This is a genomic window from Caballeronia sp. LZ003 (assembly GCF_031451465.1).
In the GTDB taxonomy this organism is placed as follows: Bacteria; Pseudomonadota; Gammaproteobacteria; order Burkholderiales; family Burkholderiaceae; genus Caballeronia.
This window is the reverse complement of record NZ_JARUXJ010000001.1, coordinates 724724-739237: the sequence shown is the minus strand read 5'-3', so window position 1 is coordinate 739237 and position 14514 is coordinate 724724. Positions and strand designations below refer to the sequence as shown.

At 63.2% G+C, this 14514-nt stretch carries 13 protein-coding genes; 7 read left to right on the top strand and 6 right to left on the bottom strand.

Going from position 1 to position 14514, the window contains the following annotated elements:
* Positions 1-2 precede the first annotated feature (2 nt).
* Entirely contained in the window at positions 3-992 is a 990-nt protein-coding gene (gene speB, locus QCE79_RS03365) for an agmatinase (protein WP_250463667.1), read from the bottom strand.
* A gap of 117 nt (positions 993-1109) precedes the next feature.
* Between speB and QCE79_RS03360 the strand changes: the two genes are divergently transcribed.
* Positions 1110-2024, top strand: coding sequence for a LysR family transcriptional regulator (locus tag QCE79_RS03360; RefSeq protein ID WP_309841858.1), 915 nt, complete (start codon positions 1110-1112; stop codon positions 2022-2024).
* 194 nt (positions 2025-2218) lie between these two features.
* The gene (locus QCE79_RS03355; protein WP_250463660.1) at positions 2219-2644 is read left to right on the top strand and encodes a hypothetical protein; all 426 of its coding nucleotides are present in this window, start codon (positions 2219-2221) and stop codon (positions 2642-2644) included.
* 15 nt (positions 2645-2659) lie between these two features.
* Here QCE79_RS03355 and lolA read toward each other — a convergent pair whose 3' ends face one another.
* Complete coding sequence (lolA, locus tag QCE79_RS03350) at positions 2660-3331, bottom strand: outer membrane lipoprotein chaperone LolA (protein ID WP_309841856.1); 672 nt, start codon at positions 3329-3331, stop codon at positions 2660-2662.
* A gap of 32 nt (positions 3332-3363) precedes the next feature.
* Complete coding sequence (locus QCE79_RS03345) at positions 3364-5673, bottom strand: DNA translocase FtsK (protein ID WP_250463655.1); 2310 nt, start codon at positions 5671-5673, stop codon at positions 3364-3366.
* Positions 5674-6045: 372 nt separating this feature from the next.
* On the opposite strand from QCE79_RS03345, the gene trxB reads away from it, so the two are divergent.
* The 5 genes from trxB to QCE79_RS03320 all read left to right on the top strand — a co-directional run bounded on the left by trxB (position 6046) and on the right by QCE79_RS03320 (position 9890).
* Positions 6046-7041, top strand: a complete 996-nt coding sequence (gene trxB / locus QCE79_RS03340; protein WP_250463652.1) for a thioredoxin-disulfide reductase — start codon at positions 6046-6048, stop codon at positions 7039-7041.
* A gap of 227 nt (positions 7042-7268) precedes the next feature.
* Positions 7269-8060: a Smr/MutS family protein gene (locus QCE79_RS03335; RefSeq protein WP_250463650.1), complete on the top strand. Its 792-nt coding sequence runs from the start codon at positions 7269-7271 to the stop codon at positions 8058-8060.
* A gap of 3 nt (positions 8061-8063) precedes the next feature.
* Positions 8064-8684 carry a trimeric intracellular cation channel family protein gene (locus tag QCE79_RS03330; protein ID WP_244827323.1) on the top strand — a complete coding sequence of 207 codons (621 nt, stop codon included), beginning with the start codon at positions 8064-8066 and terminating at the stop codon, positions 8682-8684.
* Between the two features lie 171 nt (positions 8685-8855).
* Positions 8856-9509 (top strand): protein-L-isoaspartate O-methyltransferase, encoded by a 654-nt coding sequence (locus tag QCE79_RS03325; RefSeq protein ID WP_244827322.1) that lies wholly within the window; start codon positions 8856-8858, stop codon positions 9507-9509.
* A 57-nt stretch (positions 9510-9566) separates the two neighbouring features.
* On the top strand, positions 9567-9890 hold the full coding sequence (locus tag QCE79_RS03320) for a rhodanese-like domain-containing protein (protein ID WP_244827321.1): 324 nt from the start codon (positions 9567-9569) through the stop codon (positions 9888-9890).
* 90 nt (positions 9891-9980) lie between these two features.
* Here the strand turns inward: QCE79_RS03320 and QCE79_RS03315 are convergent, their stop codons facing one another.
* The 3 genes from QCE79_RS03315 to hemC are packed head-to-tail and all read right to left on the bottom strand — an operon-like array spanning position 9981 to position 14289.
* The gene (locus QCE79_RS03315; protein ID WP_244827980.1) at positions 9981-11174 is read right to left on the bottom strand and encodes a heme biosynthesis protein HemY; all 1194 of its coding nucleotides are present in this window, start codon (positions 11172-11174) and stop codon (positions 9981-9983) included.
* Positions 11174-13243 (bottom strand): fused uroporphyrinogen-III synthase HemD/membrane protein HemX, encoded by a 2070-nt coding sequence (gene hemDX / locus QCE79_RS03310; protein ID WP_309841853.1) that lies wholly within the window; start codon positions 13241-13243, stop codon positions 11174-11176. The genes QCE79_RS03315 and hemDX overlap by 1 nt, the downstream gene beginning before the upstream one ends.
* Complete coding sequence (hemC, locus tag QCE79_RS03305; RefSeq protein WP_244827319.1) at positions 13243-14289, bottom strand: hydroxymethylbilane synthase; 1047 nt, start codon at positions 14287-14289, stop codon at positions 13243-13245. The genes hemDX and hemC overlap by 1 nt, the downstream gene beginning before the upstream one ends.
* Between the last annotated feature and the right edge of the window lie 225 nt (positions 14290-14514).

Below are 14514 nucleotides of genomic sequence, written 5' to 3'. Positions count from 1 at the left end.
ATTCACGCGCGCCGCTCGACACCCGGAAACACGCACAACAATTCGAACGCAAGATTCGCCCCGAGCAGCGCCGTGGTCCCGAACGGATCGTACGGCGGCGCAACCTCCACCAAATCCGCGCCGACGATATTCAAGCCCCACGCGCCGCGCACGATCTCCAGCGCCTGCGGCACCGTCAGACCCGCGATTTCCGGCGTGCCGGTTCCGGGCGCAAACGCCGGATCGATGCCATCGATGTCGAAGGTGATATACACCGGCCCGTCGCCCATCTGTTCGCGCACTTCGGCCATCAGCGGCGCGAGCGACTTGTTCCAGCACTCCTCCGTCTGCACGACGCGAAAGCCCTGTTCGCGGCACCAGTCGAAATCGCTCGCCTCGTAGCCTGTGCCGCGCAGGCCGATCTGCACGACGCGCCCGCAATCGAGCAAGCCCTCTTCCACCGCGCGGCGAAACGGCGTGCCGTGCGCGATCTTCTCGCCGAACATGGTGTCGTTGACGTCGGCGTGAGCGTCGATGTGAATGAGCCCGACCTTGCCGTGCTTCGCGTGGATCGCCCGCAGAATCGGCAACGCGATGGTGTGATCGCCGCCAAGCGTGATCGGCTTGCAATCGTGCGCGAGGATCTCGCCATATGCGCGCTCGATGCGGTCGATCGAATCCAGCAGGTTGTACGGATTGATCGCGACATCGCCGATATCGGCCACGCGCAGCGAGTCGAACGGCGCGGCGCGCGTCGCCATGTTGTAAGGGCGCAGCAGCACCGATTCGCTGCGCACCTGACGCGGGCCGAAACGCGCGCCCGTGCGATTCGACGTACCGAGGTCGAACGGCACGCCGACGAAACACACGTCGAGACCGGCGGCCGTCGGCACGTTCGGCAGACGCATCATCGTGGTGATGCCGCCGCAGCGCGGCATCTGATTGCCGGAAAGCGGTTGCGGACGCTCGGCGTTAAAGTGTTCGGCAGGCGTAAAGAGCGAAGACGTATTCATGGTGTCAAATGTTCCCATTGAGCCAAAGATGGCGTATTAGTACGCGCTTTTGACCCAAGCTAAAATGGCGACGAAAACAACTTCACATCGATCCCAATCGATGTATAGGCGGCGCGCGTGTTCACTCATCTTTCCGACCTGGATTTGCGGCTCATACGCGTGTTTCTCGCCATCGTCGATGCAGGCGGCGTTTCCTCCGCGCAGGCCACGCTCAATGTTGGCCAGTCGACCATCAGCACGCAACTCGCGACGCTCGAAACGCGCCTCGGCTACCGGCTTTGCGAGCGCGGACGCGGCGGTTTCGCACTCACTTCGCGCGGCGAGCAATTCGTCGATGCATGCAGAGCGTTGCTCGCCGCTGTCGAAACGTTCGATTCCACCGCGCGCCATGTCGGCCGAAAACTCGTCGGCACGCTGACGCTCGGGATGATCGGCAACACGCCGGTGAGCGCGAATGCGCGCATCAGCGAGGCGATCGCGCGCTTCCGGCGACGCGACGAATCGGTGCGCCTATCCGTGCTCGTCCGCTCGCCAGGCGAACTCGAGGAAATGCTGCTTGCCGGCCGCATTAAGATGGCGATCGGCTACTTCTGGCATCGCGTGCCGTCGCTGGAATACACGCAGATCTTTGCCGAAGATCAGTTCGCGTACTGCGCGCGAGAGCATCCGCTTTTTGTACACGCGGGCAATGTGAGTCCGGACGATGCCGCCGATCATGCGTGGGCGTGGCGAAGCTATCCGCTGCCCGAAGCAGGCGCGCTCACGCCGCGCACTATCGGCGCGGTCGCGGACAACATGGAAGCCGTCGCCATGCTCGTGTTATCCGGGCGGCATCTCGGTTATCTGCCGGAGCATTTCGCCGCGCCTTATGTGAAAGACGGCTTGCTCGCCGCGTTGAATCCCGAGTTCATGCGTTATCGCGTGGCGTTTCACATGGTCGTGCGCGCCGAGCGTGGACGCGGCTCGCGCAATGCGAAGAACGATATCGTCGATGCATTCATCGAGGACATGACCGCCGCTCACACTGCTTAGACGCAGCTAAATAAGCAGTACGCATGCTTATTCGACAAGCATCGATTTCCGCGAGCAATTAGCAAAAGCCAATCACTCGACCGACACGATTTCTCCTAATATCCAAGCTAATCGCGTTATCTCAAAAATAAGCCGAATGATCGGATTTGCTTAATCACGTCACGCGAAACACGGACTTTTCAACGGGGGAAAAGATGGACCAAGCAAAGCTGAGAGAAACACGCCGGGTGGGATTGGCAGCGGCGCTCGCCGTGATGAGCGCCTATGCGGTATCCGCCCCGGTGTACACGATGCCCGGTGGCACGATCACATTCCGGGGCGCGCTGGTGGCGCCGCCGTTCGGCGTATCGACATCGACGGCGGCAACGTCCGCAACTTTTTCGGCGACGAACCATGCGAGCGACCAGACGGTCTCGGTGCACTTCACGCCGCCGCCAACCGACGCGCCGAACGCACGCGTCGCCATTGCCGGCAGCGTGTACGCGCGCTTCGCCGATGGCGCTGGACGTCAGACCGCACGCGGCAGCGATGGCACGTTTCACGTCGGCGCGACAGGCGGCGTGCTGTCCATGTCGGCGCCATCGACAGCGCTCGTGACGGTCGTCACCGACTATCAATAAGCCGGGCGCCCAACCTTACCCGTTGATCACGTCCGCGCCCTTCGGCACGTTGAACTTGAAGGTATCGCTCTTGATCGGCGGGTTCTTCTGAATGTTCGAGAACGTAAGAAGCGTGACGTTGCCGAACACGTCGTGCAGTTCCATGGCTTGCAGATTGCCGTCCTTGAAGCCGATGCCCACGCGTTCGAACTGCGTGTCCTTCGCTTTAGGCGTGAGTTCCAGCCAGTCGATGCCGCCCTTCTCGCCCGCATCGCGCGAGGTGAAGTTCTTGTCGAGGTCGTTGCTGCCGAAAAGGATGGCGGCGGGGCTTGCGCCAAGCGCGCCGCCAAGCGTGCGAACGGTGACCTGGTTCAAGTCCTTGTCATAGACGTAGAGCTTGTCGCCGTCCGCCTGCAAAACCTGCGAGTACGGCTTTTCATACGACCAGATGAACTTGCCCGGCCGCGCGAACATGAATGTGCCGCTGGAGGTCACGCCCTTGGTCGGCGTAGTCGTGGAGCTTGCGCCGTTATTGACCTTGCCTGGCGCCTTGACTTCCTGTTGCGTGAATTCGCCGCGTGCCGCGTGGACTTGCGAAACGAAGGCCTTCAGCTGCTCCGTGCCACTCGCGTAAGTGTGCGACGCAAACAGCATCGATGCGGACAGCAGCGCCGCGCCGAATACCTTCTTCCCCGTGTGTTGCTTCATGCTTTTGTTCTCCATTCAAAACACGTCGGCGCTCAGTCGGAATCGCGCGCCGGCGTCAGAATCTCGCGGTTGCCGTTCGACGACATCGACGAAACGAGCCCGGAGTTCTCCATCTGTTCGAGCAGCCGCGCCGCCCGGTTATAGCCAATGCGCAGATGCCGCTGCACGAGCGAGATCGAAGCGCGCTTGTTCTTGATGACCACTTCCACCGCCTGATCGTAAAGCGGGTCGGACTCGCCATCGGTCGCGCCGCCTGCGCCGGGCGCGCCTTCTTCACCCTCGCCGGCCAGTCCGCCTTCGAGAATGCCTTCGATATAGTTCGGCTCGCCGTGCTCCTTGAGTTTGTCGACCACGCGATGCACTTCTTCATCCGACACGAACGCGCCATGCACGCGCACCGGCAGACCCGAGCCTGGCGGCAGATAAAGCATGTCGCCCATGCCGAGCAACGATTCCGCGCCCTGCTGATCGAGAATCGTGCGCGAATCGATCTTCGACGACACCTGGAACGCCATGCGCGTCGGCACGTTTGCCTTGATGAGGCCCGTGATAACATCGACGGACGGCCGCTGCGTCGCGAGAATCAGATGGATGCCCGCCGCGCGCGCCTTCTGCGCGATCCGCGCGATCAACTCCTCGACCTTCTTGCCGACGACCATCATCAGATCGGCCAGTTCGTCGATGACCACGACGATATGCGGCAGACGCGCGAGCGGCTCGGGTTCGTCCGGCGTGAGGCTAAACGGGTTCGGAATGGTTTCGTCGCGCTTCTTCGCTTCGTCGATCTTGCTGTTGAAGCTCGCGAGATTGCGCACGCCCATCTTGCTCATGAGCTTGTAGCGCCGCTCCATTTCCGCGACCGCCCAGTTGAGCGCGTGACCCGCCTGCCGCATGTCGGTGACGACCGGACACAGCAGATGCGGAATGCCTTCGTAGACGCTCATTTCAAGCATCTTCGGGTCGATGAGGATGAGCCGCACCTGATCCGCGCTTGCCTTGTAGAGCAGCGAAAGAATCATCGCGTTGATGCCGACGGACTTGCCCGAACCCGTGGTGCCCGCGACCAGCAAATGCGGCATCTTGGCAAGATCGGCGCAGACCGGATTGCCGCCGATGTCCTTGCCAAGGCCCATTGTTAGTGGCGAGGCGGCGGCTGCGTAGACCTCGGAGCCGAGAATCTCGGAGAGCTTCACGGTCTGGCGGCGCTGGTTCGGCAATTCGAGCGCCATGAAATTCTTGCCCGGAATGGTTTCGACGACGCGGATGGACACGAGCGACAACGAGCGCGCCAGATCCTTCGCGAGCCCGACGATCTGGCTGCCCTTCACGCCCGTGGCCGGTTCGATCTCGTAACGCGTCACGACCGGCCCCGGATACGCCGCGACCACGCTCACTTCCACGCCGAAGTCCTTCAGCTTCTTTTCGATGAGACGCGAGGTGTATTCCAGCGTGTCGGCAGCAATGGTTTCCTGGGTTTTCGGCGGCGCATCGAGCAACGCGAGCGGCGGCAAGGTGGAATCGCCCGGCAGGTCCTTGAAGAGCGGCACCTGCTTTTCTTTCTCCGCGCGCTCGGAGCGCGGCGGCGTGGCGACCGGCGGCACGATCACGACCGGCTCGTGATCTTCCTGCTTCACGCGCGAGCGCACGACCTTGCCTTCGCGCTTGGTCGCCGCTTCCTCGCCGAGCTTGCGGTCGCGGCCCGCTTCGCGCCGGAGTTGCGCGCCGGTGATCGCGGTGAGAATGCCGTCGCCGACTTTTTCGCACACGGACAACCACGAGAAGCGGAAATAGAGCGACAAGCCGATGGCCAGCGCGATCAGCAGAAAGAGCGTCGCCCCCGTGAAGCCAAGCGCATGGGAAACATGGCGCGCGACCATGTCGCCAACCACACCGCCCGGCGCGCGCGGCAGTGGCACCTTGAGCGACCACATGCGCAACGCCTCGATGCCATCGCTTGCGAGCAGCACGAGCACGAACGCGAATGCCTCGGCAAGCCAGGTGCGATCGCGCGGGGTGTCGTCGTCGGCGAGCGCGGGTTGCGTGATGCGCCGGTAATTCGCGACGATCCGCCTCCCGAGCAGCACGACAAACCAGTACGACGAGAGCCCGAACGCGAGCAGCAGGATATCGGACGTGTTGGCGCCGACGCGCCCAGCCCAGTTCGAAATGTGATCCACGCTGATGGCGTGCATCCAGCTCGGGTCTTTCCGGCTATAGGAAAGGAGCGCCATGACGAGAAACAGTCCGAGCGCAACCTGGAGAATCCAGCGAATCTCGGTGAAGAGCCGCGACATGCGGTGCGGCAGCGCCTGCGGGCTCGCGGAATAGGATGCTTTGGCCATTGATTCGGAGTCGCTTGTCGCGGCTTATAAAGTGCCGCATATAAGGTGGCCTATTGTAAACGCTGCATTGCGGTGAACGGCGCAAAAAGGCGTCCGTGCTTGCAACCTGTAACACTCGTCACACGCAAACCGTCGTGGTTTAAGCCACGATTAAGCAACGATTTTTTCGTGATTCCTGCGACGCTCGGCTATCAATCCGATTGAAAGGTTCACTCGGAAGGCTTTTGCAACGGCCTTTATAATTGATCCCTTGCACCCAACTAGAGTTCGTCGGGGCTGCAATGGCGCGTCGCGGTCATGAGCCGCTTTTCGCGCCGGGCGTCGAAGTTGCCGCGCCACAACCCGACGGCCATCAATAACGGACCAAACGCCATGTCATCGACCAAACACGCCAAAGTGCTGATTCTCGGTTCCGGCCCCGCCGGCTATTCGGCCGCCGTCTACGCCGCGCGCGCGAATCTGTCGCCGCTGCTCATCACCGGCTTAGCTCAGGGCGGTCAGTTGATGACCACCACCGACGTCGAAAACTGGCCGGGCGATCCCACGGGCGTGCAGGGTCCGGAACTCATGCAGCGCCTCGAAGAACACGCGCGCAACTTCAACACCGAGATCGTCTTCGATCACATCCATACGGCGAAGCTCAACGAGCGTCCGCTGCGGTTGATCGGCGACTCGGGCGAGTACACGTGCGACTCGCTCATCATCGCGACGGGCGCATCGGCGCAATATCTCGGCGATCCTTCCGAAGAAGCGTTCATGGGCAAGGGCGTTTCGGCGTGCGCCACCTGCGACGGCTTCTTCTATCGCAACGGCGAGGTGGCGGTGATCGGCGGCGGCAATACGGCGGTCGAGGAAGCCATTTACCTTGCGGGCATCGCGAAGAAGGTCACGGTGATCCATCGTCGCGACAAGTTTCGCGCCGAGCCCATTCTCATCGACCGCTTGCTGGCGAAGGAAAAGGAAGGCGTCGTCGATATCAAGTGGAACCACGTGCTCGACGAAGTGCTCGGCGACGCGACCGGCGTGACCGGCCTGCGCGTGAAGAGCACCGAAACCGGCGACACCACCGACGTCAAGCTGCAAGGCGTGTTCGTGGCAATCGGTCACAAACCGAACACCGATCTCTTCACCAACCAGCTCGAAATGAAGAACGGCTACATCATCACGAAGGGCGGCACGACGGGCGACGCAACGTCCACCAGCATCCCCGGCGTGTTCGCGGCGGGCGACGTGCAGGATCACGTGTATCGTCAGGCAATCACGAGCGCCGGAACCGGTTGTATGGCGGCACTGGATGCGCAACGTTATCTGGAAACCATCGACGAAACGCCCACGCCGCACTCGATGAGCCACGAAAAGGATCGTTGAGCGACTGCGCGCGCGTCGGACCGTTAGAATGGTTGCCGGCGCGCAGCGTACTGCTCACTGAGTTCAGCCGCATCGAGGGTTGAACCAGACTGAAGAACGGGCCACGGTTCGCGCCGCCGGCCCGTTTTTATTTTCGCGAGCGCCGTTGCGTGCAGGTGCATGGCGCCGCGCGTGGCACAATCGGCCCGCTGCGTTTGACCGTCCCGCGCTTATCCGTTGGCCGAACGATGCCGAAAAACCAACCTCATCCGAACGAACCGAAACTGCGGCGCGCCGCCACGCCGCAAGTCAGCGCGCCTGTCGAAGCGAAACCCGTCGATGTCGCCGAAGCGGTGAAACGCGAAGGGCTCGCCGGACTCGGATCGCTGAAAAGCGCGTTGAAGGCGCAGGCGGAGAAGCGCGAGGTCGAACGCGTCGCGGCCGTGCGTGCGGAACGCGAAACGTTGGCCGAGGCCGATGAGTTTCGCCGCGCCATCGGCGAAATCGAGCCATTGAAGACGCCGCCGCGCATCGCTATCGCTCGCGTGCCGCCGCCACCGCTTCCGCTGCAAAGCTGGCGCGACGAGGAAGCGGTGCTGCAGGAAGCGCTCTCCGACGAATACGACCCGGAAAGCCTGCTCGATATCGACGAGACGCTTTCCTACTGTCGTCCGGGCATCAGTCAGGAGGTCGTGAGGAAGTTGCGGCGCGGCGCGTGGATCGTTCAGGCGCAACTCGATCTGCACGGCATGCGCCGCGAGGAAGCGCGCGAGGCGCTTGCGGAGTTCATCCGCGAAGCCGTGAAGCGCGGGCTGCGCTGTCTGCGCGTGATTCACGGCAAGGGGCTCGGGTCCGTCGGCCGCGAGCCGGTGCTCAAGGGCAAGGTGCGCGCGTGGCTCGTGCAGAAGGTCGAAGTGATTGCGTTCTGTCAGGCGCGTCCGCACGATGGCGGCGCGGGCGCCGTGCTCGTGCTGCTGCAACCGGCGAGCGCGCCGCGACATCATCAACATCCACAAGACAAGAACCGCAAAGCGGGTTAGAACGTGCATCCCAGGCTGACTCTCGCCATTTCCATCATGGAGGCGTTCGCGATTTTCGCGTATGCGTTCTCCGGTCTCATCGAGGCGCGCAAGCGCCGGCTCGACGCCGTCGGCGCCTTCCTCGTCGCCCTCGCCACGGCTTTCGGCGGCGGCACCGTACGCGACGTGCTGCTGTCACGCCGGCCGTTTTATTGGGTCGAGCATCAGGAATACGTGTTCGTCATCTTCGCGATGGCGATTTTCGCGCCCTTCTTTCTACGCGTGACGACGCGTCTGTTCGATCAGCGCGCGCTCCTCATCACCGATGCGATCGGCCTCGGACTCTTCAGCGTCTCGGGCACCTCCATCGCGCTCGATGCGCAAATGCCCGTTTTCACCGCGACGATGATGGGCGTGACCACCGGCGTGTTCGGCGGCATCATGCGCGACGTGCTGTGCAACGAGATTCCGCTGATCCTGCGCGATTCGCGGCCGTACGCAGTGTGCGCGTTTGCGGGCTGCTGGATGTATATCGGGCTCGAACAGCTTCAAGTGGACACGATCTACAACGTGCTGCTGTCTACGGCTTTCATTCTGGTCGCGCGGCTCGTCACCTTCAAATTCGATATCCGACTGCCGCATTAGTCAAACTGCATGAGCCGAGCCGCACTGGCTGCGCGCGAACGGGCGGGAAAACCCGTCTATTTGCTACAATCGCACAGTTTTCCAACCCGCCTGAAGCTGCCTGAAAGTCTGACCCGGCGGCCTTCGCGGCTACCCTTCTTGCAGAACGACGCACAACGACGCACAACGAACATGAACATCGAGCAAGCGCGTTTCAACATGATCGAGCAGCAGATTCGTCCTTGGGAAGTGCTGGACCAGGAGATTTTGAATCTGCTGTCGCTCATCAAGCGCGAGAACTTCGTTCCCGCCGCGTACCGCAATATCGCTTTCGCGGACCTCGAAATTCCGCTTCCCGGCGGCGAGCGCATGCTGTCGCCAAAGGTCGAGGCGCGGGTTCTGCAAGAACTGGCCATTCACAAGGGTGAGACGGTGCTGGAAATCGGCGCGGGCTCGGGCTATATGGCGGCGCTCCTCGCGCATCGCGGCCGCAGCGTGACCACGGTTGAAATCTCGCCGGAACTCGCCGAGTTCGCGAAGCAGAATCTCGCGGCGAACGGTGTGTCGAACGCGCATGTGGTTCACGGCGACGGCGCGCGGGGCTTGGCCGACGGCGCGCCTTACGACGTGATCTGCGTTTCGGGCGGCATGCCGGTCATGCCGCAGGAATTGCTCGAACAGTTGAAAGTGGGCGGGCGTATCGCCGCTTTCGTCGGCACGGCGCCGGTCATGAAGGCGCAGATCATCACGCGGGTCGACGAAAAGCAATTCCGCGTGTCCGATGTTTTCGAAACGCTCGTCGCGCCGCTGCAAAACGCGGTGCATCCTTCGCTATTCAGGTTCTGATTCGGTGCGTTCGGGCCGGGCGCCGCCCGGCTTTCGCCATCGTCCTTACTCGATTCCATGCAAAATCTGACCGCACCCGAACTCGCCGCGTGGCTTGCCGACACCTCGCGCCCCGCTCCCGTTTTGCTCGACGTGCGCGAGCCGTGGGAAGTGCAGACCGCGAAGCTCGACAAGATCGTGTCGATTCCAATGCGCGACATCCCCGCGCGTAGCGAAGAACTCGACGACGACGCGCAGATCGTCTGCATCTGCCACCACGGTGCGCGCAGCGCGCAGGTCGGCATGTTTCTGGAGTCGCGCGGCTTCACGAACGTGTTCAATCTGTACGGCGGCATCGACGCGTGGTCGCGTCAGGTCGATCCTTCGGTGCCAACGTATTGAACCGAGCCTGAATCGAGCCTTCAGGCCAGCCAACGAAAAAGCCGCATGCGTTTAAAGCGCATGCGGCTTTTTTGTGTCGAAACGAAAGCGTCAGACCACGTTCATTGCCAGCGCGCTTGCGCGATAATGCTCCGCGGCCTTTTCGGTATCGCCGAGTTGCTCGTGCAGACGCGCCAGCGCGCGATGCGTCCGAATACGCAACGGCTCGTCTTCCGCCAGCTTCAGCGCCGATTCGAGAAACGCCTGCGCCTTGCCCCACAATTGCTGATGCAGGCACAGACGACCGAGCGTGAAAAGCAGGTCGGCGTCTTCGGTGCGTTCCTTTTGCCAGGCTTCGGCGCGCTGAATGAGCGGCAAGGCGTCGCCCCCGACGATGCAGTCCGGATAACGGCGCAACAACCGCGCATCCCAGTTCACGGCGAGCGCGTCTTCGATAATCTTCTTCGCTTCCGCCCGACGATCCAGCGCGATCAGCAATTCGGCGGCGAGATCGGCGAGACGCGGCGACTGACGCTCCACCGGCGACAATGATTGCCACAGTTCGAGCAGCGCATCCGGATTATGCCGGCGATCGCGCAGCAGGTTTTCCGCCGCGACTTGCCGCAGCCGCACGGCGACCGCGGGATGCAGCGCCTCGCGCTTTTCAAGCATGCGCACGAGCTTCAGCACTTCGCCCCAGTTCTTCAACTGCTGCTGGGCGCGCAACGCGATCTGCTGCGCATGGATGCGCCGCCCGCCCTGCGCCTGAATCTCGGTCAGCGCGACGAGCGCGCCGTCCGCGTCGCGGCCATCGGCGCGCATGTCGGCGGTGGCCATCAGGCGCGCGTCCTGCCAGTCCGCGCCGCCGACTTGCGCGAGCCACTCGTCGCGACGCGCGTATTCATGCAGCCGATGCGCCGCGTTCGCGCCGATCAAGCCCGCCGCGCCCTTGTTGTCCTCGACACTCAACGCATCGCGCGCGGCTTTCTCGGCCTTCGAGAAGCGGCCCGCGTACAGATGGCCGATCGCATCGCGCAAGGACGCGTTCGCCTTCGCAAGCTTGCTGCGCGTGCGATACGCCGCCACGCGCGACGGCATCTTCCACACGCCGCGGATCGCGCGGATCAGCGCATAGAGCGCGAGAAACAGCACGACCAGCGCCACGACAAACAGATTGAGCGACATGTCGATGCGATATGGCGGCAGCACGAGCAGAATCTGCCCGCCATTGAAGCCGCCGACCGTCGCGATGATCGCCGCAACGACGAACAACAGCGCAATCCAGATGAGTCCACGAATCGTCATCATCCGCCTCGCTTGAACTGGTGCACGGCGGCGAGGCTCGCGTCCAGGTTCGGCACGGCGACGGCCATCGACGCCTGATCGACCTGCTTCACGAGATCGCGCACGGCTTGAACCGCTTTCGACGAGGGATCGAAGTAGCGGGCAAGCGCGGCATCGGCGGCTTTCAGGTCGGACTTGAGCGTAGGCTCACTGCGCGAAAGCAGCGAAAGACGCGCGGACAACAGACGCAGCTTCACGTTCTGGCGCACGAAGTAACCCTGATCCGGCGACGTGAGCATGGCGTCCGCATTGTCGATACGCCGCACCGACACGAGACTCGACAACTGCTGCCCGATGCCGCTCGTGATCTGATACCACAGCACCTTCCAGCGCGGCACGCCGGTCGCCGCAGCAATCGACGCGCTGTCACCCGGTTCTGACGCGCGAGCGCGCGCCGGATCGATCGGCGCTTCGCCGGACAGCGGCAAGCTGTCGATGCGGTCGATCGCCGTATCGAGCTTGATCGCGAGACCCGTGAGGTCGGTGGTCGGCGTGGCCTTGAGCTTGTCCATGTCCTGCGCGACGGCCTTGCGGATCGCCACGACCTGCGGACCGTTCGTGGCGGCCAACCGCGTGTCGGCGCTTTGCAGCGCGAAGAGCGCGAGTTGCACGTTGCCGGTCAATTGCAATTGCTGGCTTGCGCTCGACAGAATCTGCTCGACTTCGGCAACCGTCCAGTCGTCGCGATTGCTCGCGAGGTCCTGATACTGCTGCTGCAACGCCTGGCTGTGCGCCTCGGCGTCATTGAGCTTGCCCTGCAACTGAATGACTTGCGTATTGAGCGCGGCGGTCGAGCTCGCGGCTTCGTCGGCCTTGGCGCGCAGTTGCGCGTCTTGCGCGTTGGCCTCTTCGACGCGCTGTGCGAGCGCCTGGTTATTGCGTTCGAACTTGCGGTTGAGCGCATAGCCGCCCGCGCCGGCAGCAATCGCGAGGATAACGATGACGAACCACAACAACACCGTGCCCGCGCCGCCGCGCCGCTTCTGCTGCTCGTAGGGCGTGAAAGGCGTATTGGGCGGAGGCGGTGGCACGTTGGGCTGAGGTGAAGCTTTGTTGGAATCGTTCGAATCAGTCATGCGTGATTGAGCCGTTTGGTGGGCCGGCGCGGCGGCCGGTTGCGTGTCCGGCGATGCATCCGCCGGTGCGGGCTTCGCGTGCGTTTCACGTGCTTGATTGGTGTGAGGTTCAGCCTGAATTCCAGCCGATTTGCGCGGGTAAAGCGCATCGACTGCCTGCACGATGCGCTCGTCGCCGGCGCCGGACACCGTCATCCTATCAAAACCCGCTTGCCGCGCGGCCTGCTCGATACGCGGATGCGGGCAGATCACCTGCGCGTGCCGCAGCCGCGTGATCTCGTCGGCGGTGAGATGTTCGCGCGCGAGTTCGTCGAGATTGCGCACGCCTTCGGAACTCGTCAGCAGCCACGCGTGCGGATTGCCCGCGAGCAGCGTGTGGATGCGCTCCCACTTGTGCATGGACGGTTCGGGCAGCACGCGGCGATACGCCGCCACCTTCTCCACTTGCGCGCCCGCTTCGGTGAGGCGCTCGGCGAGCCACTCGCGCCCGCCATCGCCACGCACGATCAGCACGCGCTTGCCTTCCAGACCGTTCTCGCCGAGCGTGGCTTCGATTGCCGTGTAGAGCGCTTCGGAATCGAAACGCGGATCGGCTTCTTCCGCCGACGGACTGATCACGCGATACGCCGGCGCGCTCACGCCTTGCCGCGCCAGCGCAGCGACGCTGCCCGGACCCACGACGGCCACCGGCACATCCACAGGCCACGGCGCGAAAAGACGGCTGAACGCATGATCGATCGCATTCGGCGAGACGAAAACCACGAGCGCGTAACGTTGCGGCCCGTAGAGTTCGTCGAGGGCCGCGCGCAAAGGAGCGTCGTCGGCGACGGGCGCGATGTCGATGAGCGGAAACTCGAGCGTCTCGAAACCGGCATCGGCGAGAAGCGCGATGAGCGCAGCCGATTGTCCCGCAGGCCGCGTGACGACGATGGTGGCGCGACGCTCGCTCGCCATCAGTGCTTGCCCGCCGTCGAAGGCGGGATCAGGTCGGGATTGGCCGCGTCGTTGCCGGGGCTTCGGTTCGGCCCGTCCGGGTGGCTGATGGTGGTCAGCGCGTTGACGATCTCCATGGCGCCCTGCGCTTCGAGATCCGCCGATACGCGCAAACCCAGTTCGAGCGCGGCGGCAAGATCGGGCGTGGCGATGCGTTCTTCCGCGTTCAAGACGCGCGTGCCATCCGGCGTCGAGACCGCGCCGCGCAAGTACAGCGAATCGTTCTCCCAATGCGCGTAAGCGGCCAACGGCACTTCACAGCTGCCACCAAGCGCACGCGACACGGCGCGCTCCGCTTCGACGGCAAGCGCGGTCGCTTCGTGATGCAAGGGCGCGAGCCACGCGACGAGATCAGCGCGATCCGCACGAATCTCGATGCCGAGCGCACCCTGCCCCGCCGCCGGCAGACTGTCGGTTTCATCCAGATACGCACGGATGCGTCCTTCGAGACCAAGCCGTATCAGACCGGCCGCCGCGAGAATGATGGCCGCGTATTCGCCGCGATCCAGCTTGCCTAGACGCGTGTCGAGATTGCCGCGCAGCGGCCGCACTTCGAGATGCGGATAGCGCGCGCGGATCATGGCTTCGCGGCGCAGGCTCGAGGTTCCGACCACGCTACCCGCCGGCAACGCAGCGAGCGAATCGAAGTGCGAAGAGACGAACGCATCGCGCGGATCTTCACGTTCGAGAATCGCGCTGAGTGCGAAGCCTTCGGGGAGTTGCATCGGCACGTCTTTGAGCGAATGAACCGCGAGATCGGCGCGGCCGTCGGCGAGCGCGGCTTCCAGTTCCTTGACGAACAAACCCTTGCCGCCGACCTTCGATAACGTGCGATCGAGAATCTGATCGCCGCGCGTCGTCATTCCGAGAATTTTGACGTCGCAAGATGGATATAATTTGTGCAGCGCACACTGCACGTGCTCGGCTTGCCACATCGCCAGCCGGCTTTCCCGCGAAACGATTGTGAGGCTCGCGGGCGGTGTCGTTGAATGCGTCTCGGAATTCATTGAAGCTCGATCGAATGACGGGATGGATAAATAGACATTAGCTAACAATGGTAGCACGCAGGCCAGGGTCGACCTGAAGACACGCGGCGCGCCAGAGCCTTAGTCCGCGCGCCTTTCGAAGCGTTCAGCACGCGTTCCGGTAGCGGAAGGCAAAGCGGCTGCGGCGCGGTTGCGGCAGCTTCGCGCCGCACCTCGCGCGGCTGTGCAGAACTCGTTTCGTCGGTG

What these genes read in the sequence shown, in the direction of transcription:
- speB (WP_250463667.1), bottom strand. Translation starts at nt 992, where the DNA reads ATGAATACGTCTTCGCTCTTTACGCCTGCCGAACACTTTAACGCCGAG.
- QCE79_RS03355 (WP_250463660.1), top strand. Translation starts at nt 2,219, where the DNA reads ATGGACCAAGCAAAGCTGAGAGAAACACGCCGGGTGGGATTGGCAGCG.
- lolA (WP_309841856.1), bottom strand. Translation starts at nt 3,331, where the DNA reads ATGAAGCAACACACGGGGAAGAAGGTATTCGGCGCGGCGCTGCTGTCC.
- QCE79_RS03345 (WP_250463655.1), bottom strand. Translation starts at nt 5,673, where the DNA reads ATGGCCAAAGCATCCTATTCCGCGAGCCCGCAGGCGCTGCCGCACCGC.
- trxB (WP_250463652.1), top strand. Translation starts at nt 6,046, where the DNA reads ATGTCATCGACCAAACACGCCAAAGTGCTGATTCTCGGTTCCGGCCCC.
- QCE79_RS03335 (WP_250463650.1), top strand. Translation starts at nt 7,269, where the DNA reads ATGCCGAAAAACCAACCTCATCCGAACGAACCGAAACTGCGGCGCGCC.
- QCE79_RS03325 (WP_244827322.1), top strand. Translation starts at nt 8,856, where the DNA reads ATGAACATCGAGCAAGCGCGTTTCAACATGATCGAGCAGCAGATTCGT.
- QCE79_RS03320 (WP_244827321.1), top strand. Translation starts at nt 9,567, where the DNA reads ATGCAAAATCTGACCGCACCCGAACTCGCCGCGTGGCTTGCCGACACC.
- QCE79_RS03315 (WP_244827980.1), bottom strand. Translation starts at nt 11,174, where the DNA reads ATGACGATTCGTGGACTCATCTGGATTGCGCTGTTGTTCGTCGTTGCG.
- hemDX (WP_309841853.1), bottom strand. Translation starts at nt 13,243, where the DNA reads ATGGCGAGCGAGCGTCGCGCCACCATCGTCGTCACGCGGCCTGCGGGA.
- hemC (WP_244827319.1), bottom strand. Translation starts at nt 14,289, where the DNA reads ATGAATTCCGAGACGCATTCAACGACACCGCCCGCGAGCCTCACAATC.